At 36.5% G+C, this 19,812-nt stretch carries 17 protein-coding genes and 2 tRNA genes; 13 read left to right on the plus strand and 6 right to left on the minus strand.

Annotated features, from left to right (window positions below):
* Positions 1-15: 15 nt before the first annotated feature.
* The 5 genes from LACWKB8_RS03620 (at position 16) to LACWKB8_RS03640 (ending at position 5,557) form a co-directional block, all read left to right on the plus strand.
* Entirely contained in the window at positions 16-1,761 is a 1,746-nt protein-coding gene (locus tag LACWKB8_RS03620; RefSeq protein WP_038522107.1) for an FAD-dependent oxidoreductase, read from the plus strand.
* Positions 1,762-1,992: 231 nt separating this feature from the next.
* A complete protein-coding gene (gene manA / locus LACWKB8_RS03625; protein ID WP_038522110.1) occupies positions 1,993-2,961 on the plus strand; it encodes a mannose-6-phosphate isomerase, class I in 969 nt (322 codons plus the stop codon).
* Between the two features lie 23 nt (positions 2,962-2,984).
* Positions 2,985-3,380 carry an SdpI family protein gene (locus tag LACWKB8_RS03630; RefSeq protein ID WP_038522113.1) on the plus strand — a complete coding sequence of 132 codons (396 nt, stop codon included), beginning with the start codon at positions 2,985-2,987 and terminating at the stop codon, positions 3,378-3,380.
* Positions 3,377-4,096, plus strand: a complete 720-nt coding sequence (locus LACWKB8_RS03635) for a response regulator transcription factor (RefSeq protein ID WP_038522116.1) — start codon at positions 3,377-3,379, stop codon at positions 4,094-4,096. Before LACWKB8_RS03630 ends, LACWKB8_RS03635 begins: the two co-directional genes overlap by 4 nt.
* A gap of 9 nt (positions 4,097-4,105) precedes the next feature.
* Positions 4,106-5,557 (plus strand): cell wall metabolism sensor histidine kinase WalK, encoded by a 1,452-nt coding sequence (locus LACWKB8_RS03640; protein WP_038522119.1) that lies wholly within the window; start codon positions 4,106-4,108, stop codon positions 5,555-5,557.
* Between the two features lie 85 nt (positions 5,558-5,642).
* Here the strand turns inward: LACWKB8_RS03640 and LACWKB8_RS03645 are convergent, their stop codons facing one another.
* Complete coding sequence (locus tag LACWKB8_RS03645; RefSeq protein ID WP_038522122.1) at positions 5,643-6,518, minus strand: SPFH domain-containing protein; 876 nt, start codon at positions 6,516-6,518, stop codon at positions 5,643-5,645.
* 39 nt (positions 6,519-6,557) lie between these two features.
* The gene (locus tag LACWKB8_RS03650; protein ID WP_038522125.1) at positions 6,558-8,750 is read right to left on the minus strand and encodes an LTA synthase family protein; all 2,193 of its coding nucleotides are present in this window, start codon (positions 8,748-8,750) and stop codon (positions 6,558-6,560) included.
* Between the two features lie 144 nt (positions 8,751-8,894).
* Here LACWKB8_RS03650 and LACWKB8_RS03655 point away from each other — a divergent pair, with 144 nt between their 5' ends.
* The 6 genes from LACWKB8_RS03655 (at position 8,895) to LACWKB8_RS09235 (ending at position 16,078) form a co-directional block, all read left to right on the plus strand.
* Positions 8,895-9,518 (plus strand): VanZ family protein, encoded by a 624-nt coding sequence (locus tag LACWKB8_RS03655; protein ID WP_038522127.1) that lies wholly within the window; start codon positions 8,895-8,897, stop codon positions 9,516-9,518.
* Positions 9,519-9,598: 80 nt separating this feature from the next.
* Positions 9,599-10,948, plus strand: coding sequence for a glucose-6-phosphate isomerase (locus LACWKB8_RS03660; RefSeq protein WP_038522130.1), 1,350 nt, complete (start codon positions 9,599-9,601; stop codon positions 10,946-10,948).
* Positions 10,949-11,116: 168 nt separating this feature from the next.
* On the plus strand, positions 11,117-12,511 hold the full coding sequence (locus LACWKB8_RS03665; RefSeq protein WP_038522133.1) for an MFS transporter: 1,395 nt from the start codon (positions 11,117-11,119) through the stop codon (positions 12,509-12,511).
* A 241-nt stretch (positions 12,512-12,752) separates the two neighbouring features.
* Positions 12,753-13,841, plus strand: coding sequence for a PTS sugar transporter subunit IIC (locus LACWKB8_RS03670; protein WP_038522136.1), 1,089 nt, complete (start codon positions 12,753-12,755; stop codon positions 13,839-13,841).
* 543 nt (positions 13,842-14,384) lie between these two features.
* Positions 14,385-15,395, plus strand: coding sequence for an AraC family transcriptional regulator (locus tag LACWKB8_RS03675; protein WP_038522139.1), 1,011 nt, complete (start codon positions 14,385-14,387; stop codon positions 15,393-15,395).
* 506 nt (positions 15,396-15,901) lie between these two features.
* Positions 15,902-16,078, plus strand: a complete 177-nt coding sequence (locus tag LACWKB8_RS09235) for a hypothetical protein (protein ID WP_162833769.1) — start codon at positions 15,902-15,904, stop codon at positions 16,076-16,078.
* A 139-nt stretch (positions 16,079-16,217) separates the two neighbouring features.
* On the opposite strand, the gene LACWKB8_RS03680 is transcribed toward LACWKB8_RS09235, so the two are convergent.
* The 4 genes from LACWKB8_RS03680 to LACWKB8_RS03695 form a co-directional block, all read right to left on the minus strand.
* Positions 16,218-17,219 (minus strand): SLAP domain-containing protein, encoded by a 1,002-nt coding sequence (locus LACWKB8_RS03680; protein WP_038522142.1) that lies wholly within the window; start codon positions 17,217-17,219, stop codon positions 16,218-16,220.
* A gap of 154 nt (positions 17,220-17,373) precedes the next feature.
* Positions 17,374-18,384 carry a serine hydrolase gene (locus tag LACWKB8_RS03685; RefSeq protein WP_038522144.1) on the minus strand — a complete coding sequence of 337 codons (1,011 nt, stop codon included), beginning with the start codon at positions 18,382-18,384 and terminating at the stop codon, positions 17,374-17,376.
* Between the two features lie 135 nt (positions 18,385-18,519).
* Positions 18,520-18,972 carry a DUF3021 domain-containing protein gene (locus LACWKB8_RS03690; RefSeq protein ID WP_038522147.1) on the minus strand — a complete coding sequence of 151 codons (453 nt, stop codon included), beginning with the start codon at positions 18,970-18,972 and terminating at the stop codon, positions 18,520-18,522.
* On the minus strand, positions 18,969-19,412 hold the full coding sequence (locus LACWKB8_RS03695; RefSeq protein ID WP_052059649.1) for a LytTR family DNA-binding domain-containing protein: 444 nt from the start codon (positions 19,410-19,412) through the stop codon (positions 18,969-18,971). Before LACWKB8_RS03695 ends, LACWKB8_RS03690 begins: the two co-directional genes overlap by 4 nt.
* Before the next feature lie 237 nt (positions 19,413-19,649).
* Here LACWKB8_RS03695 and LACWKB8_RS03700 point away from each other — a divergent pair.
* Positions 19,650-19,721, plus strand: a tRNA-Glu gene (locus LACWKB8_RS03700).
* A gap of 8 nt (positions 19,722-19,729) precedes the next feature.
* A tRNA-Gln gene (locus LACWKB8_RS03705) sits at positions 19,730-19,801 on the plus strand.
* Positions 19,802-19,812 lie beyond the last annotated feature (11 nt).

Raw genomic sequence — 19,812 nt, forward strand, 5'->3', positions numbered from 1 at the left:
GAAAGAGGCTAAATCATGGCGTTCTCAATTAAAACGAGACAAGAAGAAATTGAACGTTTAAAGAATGAAAAATTAGATTTGCTGGTTATTGGTGGCGGCATTACTGGTGCTGGCGTTGCTTTGCAAGCTAGTGCAGCTAAAATGAAAACCGGCTTGATTGACATGCAAGATTTTGGTGGAGGTACTTCTTCTCGCTCTACCAGATTAGTACATGGTGGTATTCGCTATCTTAAGACTTTTGACGTTCAAGTGGTTTCCGATACCGTTAAGGAACGTGCAGTTATCCAGCACATTGCACCACATATGACACAACCAGACCCGATGATTTTGCCAATTTATGATGAACCTGGCACCACATTTACTATGTTTTCAGTCAAAGTGGCTATGGATTTGTATGATCATCTAGCTGGTATTGAAGGAGATTCACCTTTAATCAAATATGCTAACTACATGATGGATAAAGAAGAAACTTTAAAGCGTGAACCACAATTAAATAGTGAGAATCTGCAAGGTGCGGGTGTTTATTTAGACTATCAAAACAATGACTCAAGGCTGGTTGTTGAAAACGTTAAAAAGGCACATGATTTAGGTTGTTTGGCTGTTAGTCGCTTGAAGTGCATCGAAATTTTACATAACGATCAAAAGCAAGCAAATGGTGTGCGCGTTCACGACAATTTAACCGGTGAAGAATTTGAAATACACGCAGATGTAATTATTAATACTTCTGGTCCTTGGTCTGATTTAGTACGTCAAGAAGATAAAGAGGTTTACAAGAAACCACGTTTGCGTCCAACTAAAGGTGTGCACCTTGTAGTAGACCAATCACGCCTGACGGTGCCACAACCAACTTACTTTGGTTCAGGCACGGCAGATGGTCGTATGATTTTCACAATTCCAAGAGAAGGTAAAACTTACTTTGGTACTACAGATACCGACTTTACCGGTGATTACGCTCATCCAACTGTTGAACAAAGCGATGTAGATTACTTGTTAAACATTATTAATAAAAAGTATCCTGCAGCCCATTTGACAATTGATGATATTGAAGCCAGTTGGGCAGGAGTTCGTCCTTTAATTGAAGTAGAGGTTGAAGGAAACGAAGCAGCTGATGCTGCTACTGGAGCCAGTGTTTCTGACAGTACCTCTGCTCCGTCTGCTGTATCACGTGGTAGTTCACTAACTGAAGCTGAAGACGGTTTAATTACATTAGCTGGTGGTAAATTGACAGACTACCGCATTATGGCTAATGGAGCAATGAAGAAAATACAACAGAAATTACATGATAAGTTTTCTAAGAACTTCACTTTGCAAGATTCTGCTGAAATTAAAGTTGCTGGTGGTGACTTTGATTCTGATCATGCAGAAGAAGAACTGGCACGGATCGCTAAAGATGGTGTTGCTGCTGGTTTAGCTTCTGAAGATGCAACTGAAATCGCTAACCTATTTGGTTCTCAAGCAGAGCAAATATACGACTATGCACAAAAGATTAAGCCGGCAGATGGTTTAAGTTTAGGCGAAACGGCTGCACTGGACTATTCATTAAACGAAGAAATGACTTTGACTCCAGTCGATTATCTTTTACGCCGCACTTACCACATCTTGTTCAAGAGTGACACCTTGAGCCAAGTTAAAGATGGTGTAGTAAAGCATATGTCTGATTACTATGGCTGGGATAAGGCATTAAAAGAGCAATATGTTAATGACTTAGACCATGAAATAGCAGAGTCACGACTGGAGGGATTAAAGAGTAAAAATAAATAGAAAAAAAATTGTCGAGTAGTAAATTGTTTCCCCGAAAAGCTCAGCAGAATTCTCTCTGTTGGGCTTTTTTCTTGTGTTTTTAATTTCTCATATTAAAATAAAATAAATCAAAATGTAGTTTTATTTTGTATTGGAAATCACTTTTAAAATAATAACTTTTGTTTTCATATTTGAAAAAATAGTTTTAAATTTGCACTTTAAAAGATTACACTAATAGTGAGGTGAATTATGATGGAACCAATATTTTTAACGCCATACTTTAGACCTAAAATTTGGGGTGGGCGCAAATTAAAAACTATTTTTAATTATGATATTCCAGATGGTCAAGTCGGAGAGGCTTGGGTTATTTCTGGGTATAAGGATGACGCTTCAACTGTTTCTAGCGGTCAATTCAAAGGACAAAGCTTACGGCAAGTGTATCAAGAAAATCCAGAGCTTTTTGGCAATCCAAAAAGTAAAGAATTTCCTTTACTGGTTAAATTCTTGGATGCCAATGACAACTTATCTGTGCAAGTTCATCCTGATGACGATTATGCCCGCAGAGTAGAGAATGACAGCGGCAAGACCGAAAGTTGGTATGTCTTACAGGCTGACCCTGGTTCGTATCTGATTTATGGTCATACCGCTAAAACTCGCGCTGAATTGGCAGAAATGATCAAAAAAGGGGAATGGGATAAGCTATTGCGTAAAGTCCCAGTCAAAGCTGGAGACTTCTTTTACGTTCCCTCAGGTACAATCCATGCACTTACAAAAGGAATATTAGTAATTGAAACCCAGCAATCAAGTGACGTAACTTATAGACTGTATGATTATGACCGAGTTGATCAAAAGACAGGTCAGAAACGCGAATTACATACACAAAAGTCAATTGATGTTACTCAGGTTCCTCACGTTGATCCCCAACTTAAGATCAAGACTAAACGTGAACAGGATGCTATTATCAAAACTCTAGTTGAGCCACCAACTTCACCTCATTTTTATTTGTGGCAAATAGACCTTAATGGTCAATGGCAAACTGGCTTAAATAGTCACCCGTACTTATTAGTTACAATCATTAATGGTTCGGGTAAACTCGAATTTGCAAATAAGACTTACGATTTAGCATTAGGAACAAATTTGATTATTCCTAATGAAATGAAGAATTTTAAGTTTGAAGGTAATATGAAAATAGTTATTTCAACACCAGGAAACGAGAATTAAATCTATCAGAGAAAGGAAAAAGTATGATTTATATCGCATGTGGTGCAATTATGTTAGTAATTGGACTGCTATGGCTAATCTCGCCTGCAAAAAGACAAATTCCATTTTACGGGTATCATTCATACTTGGCCCAAGTTAATAAAAATAGTTTCAAGTTTGCTCAAAAAAGAGCAAGTTTAAATTTTATTGCTTTTGGTTTAATTCAATTATTGTTGGGTATTGGAATACATTTATTTAAATGGGATCGTTATTTTTTACTTTGGCTGCTGACATTTTATCTTTTCATTATCTTTCCAATCATGGCTACGGAAAAAGCCTTAAAAAGCTACTTACAAAACCGTCATGAATTGCCGGCAGATTATATAGATCCTGACAAAGTAAAAAGGGAGAGAACAAAAGGATTTAGGGACCGAAAATGAAACTGAAAATTTTAATGGTCGAGGATGATCAGTCAGTTGCAGAAATGATGGGAATGTTCTTTGAAAAAGAAGGTTGGACCATGGATGTAGCTACTGATGGGGAACAAGCCGTTAAAATGTTTGCCAAAAATCCTGACCAGTATGATTTGATCACGTTAGACCTCAATCTACCTAAAAAAGATGGCATACAAGTTGCTAAAGACGTATGTGCGATTTCACCGCAAATTCCAATTATTATGTTAACTGCTCGCAGTAGTGAGGAGGAACAGATTCAGGGATTTAATGCAGGTGCAGATGATTATGTATCAAAGCCTTTTAGTCCTTTAGCTTTAATTGCTCGTATCAAGGCGCTGCAACGCAGAATTAGAATTGATGATCATAAAGAACAATCAAAAGAAACTAAAGAAACCGAAAAATTCGATGTCGAGACAGCTCATACCAAAATTTCTAAGAGCAGACGTGAAGTACTATATGACGGAAAATACGTTCAAAACATTACACCAAAAGAATTCGATTTACTATATACTATGGCTCAAAAACCTAAACAGGTATTTTCCCGTGAACAATTGTTAGAAGCTGTCTGGGGCTACGATTATTATGGTGAAGACCGAACAGTTGATGCTCATATCAAAAAGTTGCGTCAAAAATTGGAAACCGTGGGTGCAGATGTTATCCAAACTGTTTGGGGCGTTGGCTATAAATTTGATGATTCGTAGGTTTTTATTATGAAGTTGATTTATCAGCACATGCTTAGTTTTTTACTAATCATTCTTACTACGGTATCAATAATTGGCTTTTCAGAAATTAATAACGTCACTAAGCAATCTTATGCCCATAACTATCAGAGAATGGAAGATTTTGCTTCTGCTCTGGGAACTTTGGCTGCTAGTGAAGAAAAGAATGGCTCAGCAATGCTTAACCCCAAGTTTTTGCATAGACTGCAGTTTGTCCTTCACAGCGATAAAGTGTATTTTAGTGTTTTTAATACGCGGGGCAAACAGATTTATCCCAAAAGAAATAACAAGATTAAACTTTCTGACAAGCACTTTGCACAAGTAAAGCGTGGAAAAAAGCTGCATATCAAAAACAACAATCAAATAATTTCGCAAACTGGTCATACTAAAGACACCTGTACTGGAGTGCTTTTGCCTTGGCGTGATCAGGGTAAATTTATTGGTGCAATTTGGCTGGGAGTTCGGGTGTCAACCGTTGAACGACCAATAAGAAGTGCCAAACAAAATTTGTTCAGTGCTTTGGTGACTGCATTAATAGTTGGCTTAATTTTAAGTTTTATCTTGTCGTTTTATGCAACTAATAGGATTAAAAAATTGTCTCAAGCTACTCAAAAAGTTGCTGCAGGAGATTTTGATGTACAGGCTAATTACAGTGGTAATGATGAAATAACTCAGCTTGCTGATAACTTTAACCAAATGGTGCGCGCATTAAAGAAATCAAATCAAGAAGTTAAGGCACAAGAAAAACGACGGGATCAGTTTATGGCTGATGCTGCGCATGAAATGCGGACACCGCTAACTACAATCAACGGTATTTTGGAAGGGCTGCAATATGATGCAATTCCGGATAAAGCCAAGCCGAAGTCTATTGCTTTAATGAGCAGGGAAACAAAAAGGCTTATCCGCCTCGTAAACGAAAACCTCGATTATGAAAAGATACGTAATAATCAAATAGATTTAATTAAAACCAAGTTTAATGCTAGAAAAGTATTAGACGATGTTACAATGCAGCTTAAACATAATGCTGCTAAGGCAAATGATAAAATTATTATTTCAGCACCTATAGATTTGCCAATTTATGCCGATAGAGATCGCTTTACCCAAATTATGGTCAATTTAATTCAAAACGCTATTCAGTTTACTACTAATGGTAGAATTGAGATTACTGGCTATCGGGCTGCCCATGCCACCATCATCAGTGTTAAAGATAATGGTATTGGCATGAGTCATGAGCAACTTAAGTATATTTTTGAAAGATATTTTAAGGCGGATCCATCGCGCACGCGTTCGGGTAAAGGCGAATATGGTTTAGGCTTATCAATTGTTTCTTCTTTAATTAAGCAGCATGGCGGCAAAATTCGCGTTCAGTCTAAGTCAAATCAAGGTGCTGTATTTACTATAATTTTATTTGATAAAGGCTATGAACAATATCTTGATAACTAAAGCAGTGCGAATAAAATTCTGCTTGCAATTAAAAAGGCTAATAAATCATCTTAAACTGATGATTTATTAGCCTTTTGTGTATTACTTATTTTTCTAATTCATTGTCAGTAGTGGTTTTGTGCCAGACTTTAGCAGCAGCTGGAATTGAACCTAGATTAGTTACATTATCCTTATCGACTACTATAAGGTTATTGGGTCCTTTTGCCAAATTATTGAAACTGTCCAGACTTTGATTTTTAAAGTAGCCGTCGCTTGCTTTTGCGAGACTTGACTGCAATTGGTTGATCCGATAAGCTTCCGCATCGGCTTCTGTTTTGACCGCCTCAGCTTTGGCTTTAGCTGTAGCGATCAATGCTTCGTTTTTAGCCTTAGTCGTTAACTCAATATTTTTAGCTTCACCCTCGGCTTTTTCAATAGCAGCAATTTTTTCTCTATCAGCTGTTAATTGCTTATCCATTGCTTTTTGTATTTCAGTGCTAGGCAATAGTTCGTCAATATTGACGCGGACGACCCGAATGCCGTAAATATCAGTGAGATCACCTATTGCTTCTGATAGCTGCGAGTTAATGCTGCTGGTGGAACCTAACGCATCATTTAAGTCCATCCGACCAATAATATCCCGTAAATGCCCTCTGATTAATTCAACCATTGATTTAACGGAGTCGGTATTGTTGTAAAAATATTTGTATGAATCAGTCACCAAGTAGTTTAGGGTCAAGCTGGTAGTAATTTCTGCATTATCTTTGGTAATAATAGAATATTTGGAAATTTCCGCCGGAAACATGGCTAGAGAAACTTTACGTAGTCTTTGAATTACTGGGATAATAAGAACTAATCCAGCTTTAACAGTTCTTGAGTATTTGCCCAAAGTTTCAATTAAGCCCTCGTTGTTTTGCGGGACTACTCTACAGCATGCCAGCACTAAAACTAGGATTATCATAATTAAAAATAAGTATTTCATGAAAGTCCTCCAAAAAAATAATATTTTATTCTATATTTATTAATTATAGGACTTTTTATGATTTTTACTAGACTTGTTTTCTTTTTCTGTTAGGTGATTACCAGATACAGATTCTGGAATCGTTGTAATCTCATATTCTCGTCCTTTTAACTCAGCTGCATCTGTTTTGTAAAGACTGGTAGTTGATCTGCGGTGTTTGGTTATTAAAGCAGTAGACTTATTTCTTAAACGGTATCTGAGATTTTCCATTTGAATATAATTGGTTAAATAGTCAAATTCACTAGGATCAACCGGCTTGAATCCCTTTGGAGTATAGAAGCGGAGCAGATTATGGTTATTCAATAAATCGGAATATTTCAGCGACTGTTTTCCTTCTTTTGCTAATTTGGTGATTTCGTATTTTTCCTTCGCGGTAAAATTAATAATCTCTTTACCGCTTTTACGGTCATAAACAACACCCTTAAGCCCCTTGCCGCCAATAATGACGTATTTTTGACTAACAATAGTCCCATTTCTAAAAACCAACCATGGGCGGTATTTTGGCGCTAAAAGATCGCTGCCAAATTGAATATAATTCTTGTTGGATATTCCTAAAAGATGCAGCAGAGTTGGTAAGACATCAATTTCTCCTGCAACTTCATGCTTAATTTTTCCTTTCAAATTGGGCGAATAGATCATGAAAGGTACGCGCTGCATTTGCACGTTATTATAGCTGTTCCAGGTGTCAGAGCTTTCTCCAACAATTGGCGCTAGAGTTTCATTTTCAGAATTAGTCAGGCCATAGTGGTCGCCATAAATTACTACCATGGTATTTTTAATTAAACCCGATTTTTTTAAATAAGTGAAAAATTCACGAATTGCCTGATCAAGATAATGGGCAGTTTCAAAATAATTATTAATGGACTTATCCGTTGTATCACTGGTTTTAAAATTTGGATCCAGATCTTCTTCATCCATATCAAAAGGGGTATGGTTAGTTACGGTGATAAATTTTGTATAAAAGGGCTGCTGCATTCTTTCTAAGTACTTAATACTCTCTGCAAACATGACCTTGTCTTTGATACCATAACCAATATGGTCATTTTTATCATGGCTGAAATAGTTCTGGTCAAAGAAATAATTATAGCCCATGTTTTTGTAAACATCATCACGATTCCAAAAAGAACCGACATTGCCATGAAAGACAGCAGAAGTATATTTACCATGTTGCCGTAAAATTTGTGGTGCAGCCTGAAAAGTATTGGAACTGCCCATTGCAGTAAACAAAGAACCATCCGAAATGCCGTAAGTTCCTGTTTCCAGCATATTTTCGGCATCACTGGTGCGGCCAATACCGACTTGATGGTAGAAATTAGCAAAACCTAAGGTATGTTTATCATGGTAAATAGAATTAAGAAAAGGCGTAACTTCTTTACCGTTAATCTTGAGATCAATTAAAAATTGTTGGAAACTTTCCAGATGGATCACGATTACGTTTTTACCCTTGGCCTTACCAAAATATTGCGGGTTTACTGGCAATTTATTCTTTTTAGTGTAAGTCAGGATTTTATTTAAATCGGCAGTATTCGCATTCTTGTTTACTTGTTCTGTTTGTTCATTTTTTATGCCGTCATAAACGGTATAAGTATCAATTCCCAGATACTTTACGATATATGACCGGTCAAAAGTAGTACCTAAAAGTCGTGGTCTAGATGACTCAGCCATAAAAATATTGAGAACTAAAACAAAGGCCCCAACAGAAGTTACGGCAAATGGTGTCAGCAAACCATAGGATTTTTGGTCAATTTTTATTTTGTGCGCTACTAGTAAGCCCGTTATTACAATTAAATCCAGCCATAATAAAAGATCTGACGGCTGGAGCAGAGCGACAGCACTTTTTCCCAATCCCGGCGCTACTTTACCAGCATTATTAATTGTTTTTACAGTAATAAAATCTGAGAATTGCCGGTAATACAAAATATTGGCAAATAACAGACCTGAATTTGCGACGTCAAGTAAGAGCATAGCGCAGTATGAAACTATTGGTTTAGAAAAATAAAGTCCAATACTAATTAACAAAATTGCGCTGCCAATGGGGCTAATCCACATGATGATGTGTTGATATGGATCTGAAATACCCAGATTAAAATCATGATACGCAGCAAAAATGTATTTTAGAGTAAATAAAAAAACTAAAAGGCAAAAAAAGCCAGTACGAGTCTGAATGAAATTGGTCAGATTTTTTTTATTCAAAATAAAAACTCTCCCTTATCTGACTATTTTAAAAGTTTCTGGGGTTTTAGACAATCTTTTTCGTATTGTTAGTCCTTTTTTAAGAATTAATTGACCAAGATTGAGTATAATTTAAATGAACGCTATTTTAGGAATTGAATGAGAATGATATTTTTAGGACCACTATATAACCTGCTTTCGCAACTTTATGCTACTAAAATTAATCATTTTGCTTTGATTAAGCTGATAATGTTGGCACTTGATAAAACGATGTTTTATTTTTTGTTTTTCATGGTAATCCGTTTGATCTGGCTAATGACTATTAGAAGTAGGCGGACAATCAAGTCAGAAGCAGCAGTATGGTTATTTGCTTTTTACTTAATCTTAGTATTAATGTTAACCACATTTCGCAATACTTATTTCCCGTGGAATTTGACATTTAACTTGCACAGACCACTTAATGAAATCAATTTTGTATTTTTAAAAGAAACTTGGAAGATGTACCATGCGCAAAGTCGGTTAGATTTTGTCTACAATTCCTTTGGTAATGTCCTATGTTTCGTTCCGTTTGGCTTTTTATCACCCTTTGTTTTTGCGAAAAAACAAACTTTTGGTCGGGTACTGCTTGCGGGGCTGATATTTTCGTTATTTATAGAAACAATGCAATTTTTGCTTGAAACTGGTGTTAGCGATATTGATGATGTCTTTTTCAATAGTTGCGGGGCAGCGATTGGCTACTTCTTGTATTGGGTTGTCATGCTAATTAGAAGAAAGTCGAAAACTATTTAAAAGCACTGGTAATTGCAAATTAAGATTGCTAAAATATTCTTGTGAAATAAATATTTAATTCAGTAAGGAGAGCGTATTTTATGAGTTTAATAAAATTTGATAGCACTAAATTAACGCCGTTTGTCCACGAAAATGAACTAAGTGAAATGCAGGCTATGGTTAATGCTGCTGATAGTGAACTAAAAAACGGTACTGGTGCAGGTAGCGATTTCCTAGGATGGGTTAACTTACCAGTTGATTATGATAAAGATGAGTTTGCCAGAATAAAAAAGGCAGCAAAGAAGATTCAAAGTGATTCTGAAGTTCTAGTTTGTATCGGTATCGGCGGCTCTTATTTAGGCGCTCAAGCCGCCATTGAATTTTTAAATGGTGCTTTCTACGGCAGAGGCAAAGATAAGCATACTACTGTTGTATTTTGTGGTAATTCTTTGTCAGGTTCATACCTACATGACTTGATTGAATGGCTTGGAGACAAAGATTTCAGTGTTAATGTTATTTCTAAATCTGGTACTACTACAGAGCCAGCCGTTGCTTTCCGTATTTTTAAAGATAAATTAGTTAAAAAATATGGTGCTGCAGAAGCTAAAACCAGAATTTTTGCTACCACTGATCGCGCCAAAGGTGCATTGAAGACTGAAGCAGACGCCGAGGGTTACGAAGAATTTGTTGTGCCGGATGATATTGGTGGCCGCTACAGCGTTTTATCAGCTGTTGGTCTTTTGCCAATCGCAGTTTCTGGTGCAGATATTGACCAATTAATGAAGGGTGCTGCCGATGCCAGAGCAGATTATAGCTCTACAGACTTAAGTGAAGCTACTCCTTATCAATATGCTGCTTTACGTAACATACTTTACCGCAAGGGTTACACTACAGAAATTGTGGAGAATTACGAACCAACATTGAGAATGTTCAGTGAATGGTGCAAGCAATTAATGGGCGAGTCCGAAGGTAAAGACGGTAAGGGTATTTGGCCTGCAAGTGCCAACTTCACCACTGACCTTCACTCATTGGGTCAATACATTCAAGAAGGTTTGCGTAATCTGTTTGAAACTGTCATTAGGGTTGAAAATCCTGCAAATGATGTGGAAATACCAGCTGATGACCGTAATTTAGACCAATTGAATTTCTTGTCAGGCAAGACCTTGAACTACGTTAACGAACATGCATATGAGGGCGTAGTGTTAGCTCATACTGATGGTGGTGTTCCGGTTATGACAGTCAATATTCCTGATCAGACTGAATACACTTTGGGTTACTTAATTTACTTCTTTGAATTAGCTATCGCAATTTCTGGTTATCTTAATGGTATCAACCCATTTAGCCAACCAGGCGTTGAGGCTTATAAGCGTAACATGTTTGGTTTATTGAACAAGCCAGGCTATGAAGAATTACATGATGATCTTGTAGCTCGCTTTAAAGAAGAAAAATAATTAGATAATTGCTAATTTCATGAATTAATACTATTATTATATGGAACCTATTATTGATAAAATTAGTTAGTATTATTCATCCTGTACATTTTAAATTATTGATGTCATACCAATTATGGAAAGGGTAAAAGTTTAGGCTTTTAACCCTTTTTTATTAAGGAGAGAAATATGGAAGCAAAAAGAGAAACGCCAAAGCGGGTGCTGGCTATAATCAGTTGTGCTTTAATGGCATTTGTGTCGATTTTGACTGAGACCAGTTTAAACGTCACTTTTCCTACACTAATGAAGCAGTTCCATATTAGTTTAGGTCTGGTGCAATGGACTACAACCGGTTACTTATTAACAATTTCTGTAATAATGGTGTCAAGTTCATATTTAAATGACCGCTTTTCAGCTAGACAGCTGTTTTTGACCGCCGCCGTGGCTTTTATCGCGGGCTCAATAGTTGCGGGGCTTGCTCATAATTTTTGGGTATTACTCGCTGGACGCATAATATCATCTGTGGGAGCCGGTCTGTCAATTCCGTTAATGTTTAACATGGTCGTAGAATTGATGCCGCAGGAAAAATGGGGCTTTTACATGGGTCTTACTGGTCTAGTAATTATTTTAGCTCCATCTTTAGGACCTACATTTGGTGGTACTGTGGTTTATTACTTCGGCTGGCCTTTAATATTTGAAATTGTGGCCGTCATTGCTGTAATTATCATGGTTCTGGGTTTGTTTGTCGTTGAACAATATCATGAAAAAAAGCATCCCAGTTTTGATTGGTTAAGCTATATTGTGATTGCAAGTGCTATGATTATTTTTAATTTAGGTTTCAATCGTATTAGCAACGGCTTAACAGATTGGGGCTTTTGGCTAAGCATGGTCGTGGTTGCGCTTTTGCTATACGTATTTATCAAATTGTCGCGATCAAGTAAAAAGAAATTGATTAACTTAGACATATTTAAAAATAAGCCCTTTATTTTTGCCATGATTTCTTACCTGCTTTTGCAGTTTATTAATATTGGTACCAGTTTTGCAATTCCTAATTACGTCCAAATTGTTAATCACGCTACTTCTTTAATTGGAGGATTGGTTTTGCTTCCCGGCTGCATTATCAGTGGTCTATTGAACCCTTGGTTTGGGCATATTTACGATAAAAGGGGGCCACGTTTGCCACTTCTTACCGGAACAATCTTTTGTCTAACAGCTTGTCTGCTTTTTGCTATTTTTAGCTTGAAAATCAGTACGTTAATGGTCGGCGTTTTTTATGGCATTATGATTATTGGCAGGCAAATGGCCTTTAATAATACCATGGCAGAAGCGTCCAAATTGCAGCCAGAAGAATTACATACAGATGCCACAGCGGTTTTTCAAACTGGACAGCAATATGCTGGCTCAATGGGGACAACCGTCATGGCTGCCATCATTTCTTCTTGGCAAAAGAGACCAGGCAATTATGCTGCACTGACAGCACAAGGTAGTCAAGAAGCGTTCTTGTTTTTAACTTTTGTTAGTGTAATTATCTTGCTCAGCTACTTAAATTTATTTAGACTTGAGAAAAAAATGAACATCAATTAAAGTGAAAAATTGCGGCAACCTAGTTATCTAGGTTGCTTTTTTTAGCTAAAATTAAATATAATTAGAAAATATTAAGTTTTTTGTGTACTTTTTTAAATAAAATGATAAAATACTTAATAATTAAATTTAAGGAGGAAACAATAATGCGACGAATTTCACTTCACCATATTTTGATTTTGTCCCCAATTATTTTGCGGACAAAGCGTACCTAGAAAAATCTGAATTTTAAGGAGTATGAAATATGGCTGATTCAACCAATTCTAATAAACTAACAGTAAAAACTTTTCTTAATAAAATACTAGCTGGGACGGCAACAGGAATTATAGTGGGTTTAATTCCCAATGCCGTACTCAGTGCAATTTTGAAATTATTTGGGCAAAACCCAGTAGCAACTTCATTAAACCAAGCTTTGTTAATTTTCCAGTGTGCAACACCATTGCTCATTGGTGCCTTGATTGCTATTCAATTTAAAATGGTGCCTTTGGACGTGGCTATTGTAGGAGCCGCAGCTTATGTTGGCTCCGGCGTGACCAAGTTTGTGCCGCAGATCGTAAATCCAGCTACAAAAGCTCAAGGTGTATTTGTTTCTGCAGGAACCGGTGATTTGATTAATACGATGATTACCGCCGGTCTGGCTGTGGGGCTTTTGCTACTAGTGGGTCAGCATTTTGGTTCGATTAAAATCGTTGCCGCACCAATTTTAATTGGTGGTGGAGCCGGTTGGATCGGCATGCTAATTTTGCCTTATGTTAGCAAGATTACGACTTGGTTAGGTACAGTTATCAACTCTTTCACAAATTTACAGCCTATCTTTATGTGCATCTTAATTTCTTGCATGTTTGCAGTGTTGATTATTTCCCCCATTTCAACAGTTGCAATTGGTATGGCTATTCAATTAAATGGCATTTCAGCTGGTGCGGCGGCAATGGGAGTAGCTGCCACCACATTGGTTCTGGTAGTGCATTCGTGGCGGACTAATAAGTCGGGTGTGACCATTGCTATTGCATTAGGTGCAATGAAGATGATGATGCCCAATCTTTTCAGACATCCAATTATTCTCCTACCGACATTAATTACTGCTGTCGTTTCAGCTATTCCGGTGGCCCTATTCCATGTTAGCGGTACGCCAGCTTCAGCGGGTTTTGGTCTTGTTGGTCTAGTCGGGCCGCTAGCTTCTTTAGACGCTGGAAAAGCCAGCATTAATTTTGTATTGGCGCTAGTGGTCTGGATTGTAATTCCTGTAGTAGTTGCACTTATCTGCCGTTTTCTTTTTGAAAAAATATTCCATGTTTACGATGAAAATGTAGCCTTTGCATATTTAGGCGAATAGTTCTTATTAAATATCTGTCATTACACTTACATCAATTTATTTAAAATTAAAACCCGTGAAAAGACTTTTCAGGGCTATGGGGTGCTCCATAATAGTTAGTCATTAATCTGACTATTAGGGGGCACTTTTTTAATGACTAAGTATTTGATTATTTTGAAAGTTGCAGTTGCTTGTAAGTATCTAGCAGGCCGAAACTTTTTTGAAGTCGAACAAAAACCGTAACTTTACGTCACTTAATTGGTACTTCTGATTTAATTTAGCTAAGTTTTTTGAATTTTATCTTTGCTAATGACAAAGAACAGCTGTCAGATGTTTACGGCAGGTGATGTGCTTGTCACCTTATTTTTAACGAAACCATTTTGCGTGCCCGTTAAGTTGTGAGCCTTAAGACCTAGTTCTGCGATATTTTTCTTTCAAAAAATCTTTAAACTGTCTTGCTTTGTTCTTCATTTTAACTTAATGTAAAAAGTAAATTATTGTTAAATTACATGAAAAAATTGTCTATTTCACAGAAGTTATAACACGAATAAAAAGGTAGCCCAAATGCACGAAAAAATTATCCAAATGTTGCGTCAGAATAATGGTTTTCGAGATTGGAATATGGTCTTGCAGAATTTTAGATCTGGTGAATTCAAATTAAAAATTGCTGGTCATATCGACAGCGAGCCAATTTATGAATTTTTCAATACTTATTCTGATAATTTTGTACTAAACAGCAGCTCAATCACAATTTCTGTTCAACCTGTAAAATCATACATTCCGTTTCATATTCATAATTATGTTGAAATAAAAATTCCCTTGGTAGGTAATTGTGTGGTGGTAACAGAACATGAGCGGATTAAGGTGAAACAAGATAACATGATTTTTATCGGTATCAAAACCCCTCACAAGGTGGAACCGATTGATGAGAAAGGGGTAGTTTTAAACATCGCACTTCGTACTTCCGCTTTTTCCTTAAATCTGCTCGATTTTTTACAGTCTAAGGGCAACGGCATATCTATTTCTAGTTTGCTTTTTTCCTTACTATCCGATGAAGATCACGGTGAAGGCCGTTACAGTTTGTTTGAGATTGATCATGACCCTAAAATTACTGCAATAATCTACGATATTATTGCTGAATATTATGCTGATAAAATTCAAGCGGACCAGATCATTAAATTAGAAATGTTGACGCTGTTTTCTTTATTAATAAGAAAAGCCTATTACCGTCAACCGCCAGTGACTGGTTCGAAAAATAAAAACAATAATTTATTGTCGTTACTTCTTTACATTGAAAAAAACTATTCTGAGATCAAGTTAGAAGAAATGGCACAACATTTTGGCTTTAATCCCAACTATTTGTCCGATCATTTAAAAAATGAAACCGGTTTGTCATTTATTAAGTTAGTGCAGTTGCAAAGAGTGAATGTAGCTGCCAAATATCTAAAGTATACCAAGGTTTCAATTGAAAAAATTGCTACCAGAGTAGGATATGAAAATGCGTCCTATTTTTATAAAATTTTTAAGCATTATTTTGGTATTTCTCCGGCAAAATACCGTTCTAACGCGAGATGAGAAGGTGCAATAAATTATGGTAAAATAATTGCTTGGTATGAAGAAATGCCTCAATAATAGTTTTTATTTTTACCAGAAAGTAATTGCTGGGAATGGAAAAGTCGTGACTTAGAAAAAGATTGATGAGTAATCTTTAATTGTAAAAGGTTATTTTGTAAAAACTTTTCTGAATAATATTTAAATCGCGTCAAAGAGTACTTGCGGTAATCCAATTAATTTTTAAATAATAAAAGAACTTTAAATTTCTGTACTTAAAGTTCTTTTTTATAGTTGCAAATGCAATTAAATTACATAACAAATAAAAAATGGTAAAATGCTTTCAGCGAAAAAAATATTTTTAAAAAAGTTAATTAATGCTTACGAATGTAAACATTTTTATATAATAACATTTATTGTAGATAATTTTGGTAAAACAACTTTTAAGTGATTAAATAACTAAAAATAGCCCCAATTTTTGTCTAAAAAAAGGTATAATTTGAAATGAATTGAAGGGAGTTTTTTTACAAATGATGTGTGATAATTTGTTTTTTAAAATTTTGTGGGTAGTCGTTTACGCTATTACCGCTTATTATACCTTTACCGGCAATATGATGATGGGGATGTACTGGATGGCAGGCGGTATGCTGGCTCAAGCAGTAGTTGACCTTGTCTATCATTTTTGGCCAAATCGTAAAAAGTGCTAAACAAGGTTTAAATTTTAATAGCGCAAGTTTATTAAGGATTAATTTTTAACTCAGTGGGTAAAGAATTGTCCTTTTTTGTTTTCCTTGATAATAAAAACCCCGAAACTTATCCAGTTTCGAGGTTTTGTTCTTAGCAAATTTAATTCTTAGCAACATTCACTTTGCGGATGTAACGGTTTTTGCCAATACGGTAGAAGGTTTTCTTCTTAATACGGTAAGTTTTGCCGTTGATTTTGACGTATGAGCCTTTCTTAAGCAGTTTCTTAGATACACGTTTACCCTTGCGAGTATAGCGGTAAGATGCTTTACGCAATCTTACTACTCGTGACTTAGATTTGCTTGAAGTGGATGAACCAGATGAATTTGGCGTGTTGCCACTAGTCGATCCGTTATTACCATTAGATGAGTTAGATGAGCCAGAGTTACTGTTATTGCCAGAATCTGAATTACCACTTACGAGGTGACCAGTCTTCTTGTAGCTAGCAACGGCATCATTGATTTCTTTAGTTAGAGCATCAACACTCTCCTGAGTTGCACCCATAGCTTTAGCAGCATTATAACGGTCTGTAAAACGATAAATTTTTTCACGATCTTGTCCAACCACGGAAGATTTACCAGCAATTCTTGTCAAATCAGCGTATGCTTCTTCTAGCGCATCAAGATTTGCACAAGGTACATCAGGATTGCTACTATCTACAGGATGAAAATCACTAGATTTTAAATCATTGTAATCTTCGGTATTTTGTACTAATACGGTATAATCTGATGGATAATCAATTTCATGCCAGTCTTCATAATTAACATAAGCCTCAGCAATCTCACCGCCACCAACGTCTTGTAATAGCTGATTGCCGGGAATGCCACCAATAACAAGTGTCAAATAAAATGGACGACCGTGCATTGAAATAGGTGGCTTAGCATCGTCACTAAGTTCACGTACTACTTTAGTACCAGCAGGATATACTCTACCTGATGGCCCTTTTAAAGCATACTTTAAAGTACCATATTGGAGCCAAACTTTGGTTCCTTGGTGGTTGGCTGAAACGGTTTGAACATTGTCAAAGTTGAAGACTGCTGTCATTGGCGCAGCCAGACTTAAAGCGGCAATTGTCGCAAAGATTATGCGTTTATTCTTCTTCATTTTTTCACTCCTTATAACAAAAAAACTATTGCTTTACTGGCAGAACTGATATCAACGAACTGGGAGTAAAATTCTGTCTTCTTCTACCAGTATACTACAAGCTAATTTTGAAAAGGAGTGCCAACTTCAGCTGTAATGCGATTAAACTATTTTTTTATTGATCGTTTTCTTTTAAAAAACTCTGAATAATTCTTTCTCTCATAGTTAGAAAGACCTGATTATGACCAGTAGGGTGAATACGATTGGTTAAAAGAATTAGACCAGACTTTTTTACACGGTCAAGAAGCATAAGAACACCAGTGAAGCCTGTATGCAGAATTAGGGGGTAATGCAACTGAGGGTCAAAGCGCAAGTCCCAGCCCCATGAGCGCGGTTTGACGCCCGCCGGATTTTTATTATCGAATAACATTGCGACAAGTTCTTGACTGAAGGGCAGAATTTGTTTATCTAAGCCCAAGTAACCTTTACTTAATTTAACCAAGTCATTCATTGTGGAGAAAAGTCCTGCTGAACCGCAATCACTGCCAAGCTGGCGTGCTTTAGGATCGTGCGGCTCACCCTGCAAAACTTTCCCTTGGTAAACAGCAGTGGGCACACATAAGTCCTTAGGGGGATTGAATGTCGTGTTTTCCAAACCAGAAGGCTCGATTATTAATTTTTGACCAACTTCTTGAACTGGCTGCCCAAATATTTTTTTAACAACCAACCCCAACAAGATAAAATTCGTATCGGCATAGCGCATTTTATGTTCAAACTCGTCTGTGACAGGTAAATGAATGATGGCATTGATTAATTCGTCGTGGGATAATTGATCACGCTTTTCAATCCAGCCACGGATTCCGCTGGTGTGGGTAAGCAGATGAAAAAGGCGGACACGTTCATCTTTAAATTCGGGAATAAAGTCGTGCAGTGGTTCAGTAAAATTGAGCTGTCCATCTTGATATAATTTAAGCAAAATATTTTCAGTAATAATTACTTTGGTCAGACTGGCTAAATCATAAATAGCAAACGGGCTAAGTTGCGTAACTGTCGGATAGGTACTTGCAAAGCCGACGGTTGAAGTGAAAACTTGGTCATTTTTAAAAAAAGCATAGTTTACGCCCGGTACAATGCGTTCCGTAACCATTGATTCAATTAAATTTTGGGTGTTTGAGTAGTCAATCATAAAATCTGTCTTTCAGTTAATATTTCTAATTATATTATATCTAACTAAATGACATTTATTATCTTTTCACGCAGTTTGGTATAAAAAAACTTGAAAGCCAGTCAGCAGTCAAGTTTTTAAATACTACTATTATTTTTATTTAGGGATTTTTTCGTTTAATTGCTCAACCATTCTACGAGAAAAGAACATGGTGGCAAGCCAGATTATGAAGTAAACTACGCAGTAGTTGAGGTTGTAACCCAAAAAAATTGTGAGATTAAAAGGCATTCCCGCAAGGATAGACAGGGGCGTCACCAACATATAGGTAATGAGAAAATGACTAACTGTTTGGCGGGTAATGCTCCATCTTTCTTGTTCAAAAATTACGGAGCTGCCACCGTAAATCGCACCCATTAGCGCCCAAATAATCATGGAGACAAAAGTTGCCTGCACCGGATTAGCAAATAAACTAACAAAATTTTCAGTAGATGGGGTAAATTGTGGTAAGTTGTTTACTTGACAAAATATAAGTGCAAAAATTAGCCCAATAGTTACTCCGATCGGTGCAGAGATAAGGGAACGGCTAATTATAGATTTGAGATTTTTCATGATAAATACTCCTTTTTGATTTTTTGCATATAACGGCGGGAAGTGTAAGTCATTTTGCCGTTTTTGAGAATAACTTGATAAATTCCGTTTTGAGCCATTGCAAATTCTTGAATGTAGCTGAAATTAACAATTTCTGAACTGGATATTTGTACAAAAAGTTGAGTTGGAAGCAAAAACTTGACTTCATAAAGACGTTGCTTTATTCGGTACACATCTTGCTCAGTTTCGCAGACGACTTCCTTGTTTTGTGTATGAATTGAAATAATTTCGTGAAAAGCAATAATCTTTTTCCGTCCAGACTTAAAACCAATAAGGATTTGCTCATTTAAAAAGCGATCCAGATTATCACGCAGATTAGTGCTGTTCTCATCAATTTGTGGTGTATTGACTGTCACGAACAATTCTCGCAAGTGAGAAATTGCTTTTTGATTTACTAGCATGGCTTAGTTTCCTTTCCTTAGCATTTAAGATAGCAAGGGAGCATCATTTTGTGAACAAAATTTGTGTAACTGGTCGTTTTTCTATGACAACTGGAAGATGGGGGATAAAGCTAAATACGGCAGGCTTTATCGTCTTTATTCAATCAGAATTGCTAAGAGGTTAGCAAAATCTTTCTTTTAGAGTAAAAAGCACTTGACATCGACCTTCTCTTCAAGCATAATAATTACTGTTGATTTTGCCCGCTGGTCAAATGGTTAAGACGCCACCCTCTCAAGGTGGAGTTACGAGTTCAATTCTCGTGCGGGTGATTTAACACTGGGATATAGCCAAATGGTAAGGCACAGGTTTCTGGTTCCTGCATGTTTCGGTTCGAGCCCGGATATCCCAATAATTACATTT

The organism is Lactobacillus sp. wkB8 (assembly GCF_000761135.1).
Lineage (GTDB): Bacteria > Bacillota > Bacilli > Lactobacillales > Lactobacillaceae > Lactobacillus > Lactobacillus helsingborgensis.

What these genes read in the sequence shown, in the direction of transcription:
- LACWKB8_RS03620 (WP_038522107.1), top strand. Translation starts at nt 16, where the DNA reads ATGGCGTTCTCAATTAAAACGAGACAAGAAGAAATTGAACGTTTAAAG.
- manA (WP_038522110.1), top strand. Translation starts at nt 1,993, where the DNA reads ATGGAACCAATATTTTTAACGCCATACTTTAGACCTAAAATTTGGGGT.
- LACWKB8_RS03630 (WP_038522113.1), top strand. Translation starts at nt 2,985, where the DNA reads ATGATTTATATCGCATGTGGTGCAATTATGTTAGTAATTGGACTGCTA.
- LACWKB8_RS03635 (WP_038522116.1), top strand. Translation starts at nt 3,377, where the DNA reads ATGAAACTGAAAATTTTAATGGTCGAGGATGATCAGTCAGTTGCAGAA.
- LACWKB8_RS03640 (WP_038522119.1), top strand. Translation starts at nt 4,106, where the DNA reads ATGAAGTTGATTTATCAGCACATGCTTAGTTTTTTACTAATCATTCTT.
- LACWKB8_RS03645 (WP_038522122.1), bottom strand. Translation starts at nt 6,518, where the DNA reads ATGAAATACTTATTTTTAATTATGATAATCCTAGTTTTAGTGCTGGCA.
- LACWKB8_RS03655 (WP_038522127.1), top strand. Translation starts at nt 8,895, where the DNA reads ATGATATTTTTAGGACCACTATATAACCTGCTTTCGCAACTTTATGCT.
- LACWKB8_RS03660 (WP_038522130.1), top strand. Translation starts at nt 9,599, where the DNA reads ATGAGTTTAATAAAATTTGATAGCACTAAATTAACGCCGTTTGTCCAC.
- LACWKB8_RS03665 (WP_038522133.1), top strand. Translation starts at nt 11,117, where the DNA reads ATGGAAGCAAAAAGAGAAACGCCAAAGCGGGTGCTGGCTATAATCAGT.
- LACWKB8_RS03670 (WP_038522136.1), top strand. Translation starts at nt 12,753, where the DNA reads ATGGCTGATTCAACCAATTCTAATAAACTAACAGTAAAAACTTTTCTT.
- LACWKB8_RS03675 (WP_038522139.1), top strand. Translation starts at nt 14,385, where the DNA reads ATGCACGAAAAAATTATCCAAATGTTGCGTCAGAATAATGGTTTTCGA.
- LACWKB8_RS09235 (WP_162833769.1), top strand. Translation starts at nt 15,902, where the DNA reads ATGATGTGTGATAATTTGTTTTTTAAAATTTTGTGGGTAGTCGTTTAC.
- LACWKB8_RS03680 (WP_038522142.1), bottom strand. Translation starts at nt 17,219, where the DNA reads ATGAAGAAGAATAAACGCATAATCTTTGCGACAATTGCCGCTTTAAGT.
- LACWKB8_RS03685 (WP_038522144.1), bottom strand. Translation starts at nt 18,384, where the DNA reads ATGATTGACTACTCAAACACCCAAAATTTAATTGAATCAATGGTTACG.
- LACWKB8_RS03690 (WP_038522147.1), bottom strand. Translation starts at nt 18,972, where the DNA reads ATGAAAAATCTCAAATCTATAATTAGCCGTTCCCTTATCTCTGCACCG.
- LACWKB8_RS03695 (WP_052059649.1), bottom strand. Translation starts at nt 19,412, where the DNA reads ATGCTAGTAAATCAAAAAGCAATTTCTCACTTGCGAGAATTGTTCGTG.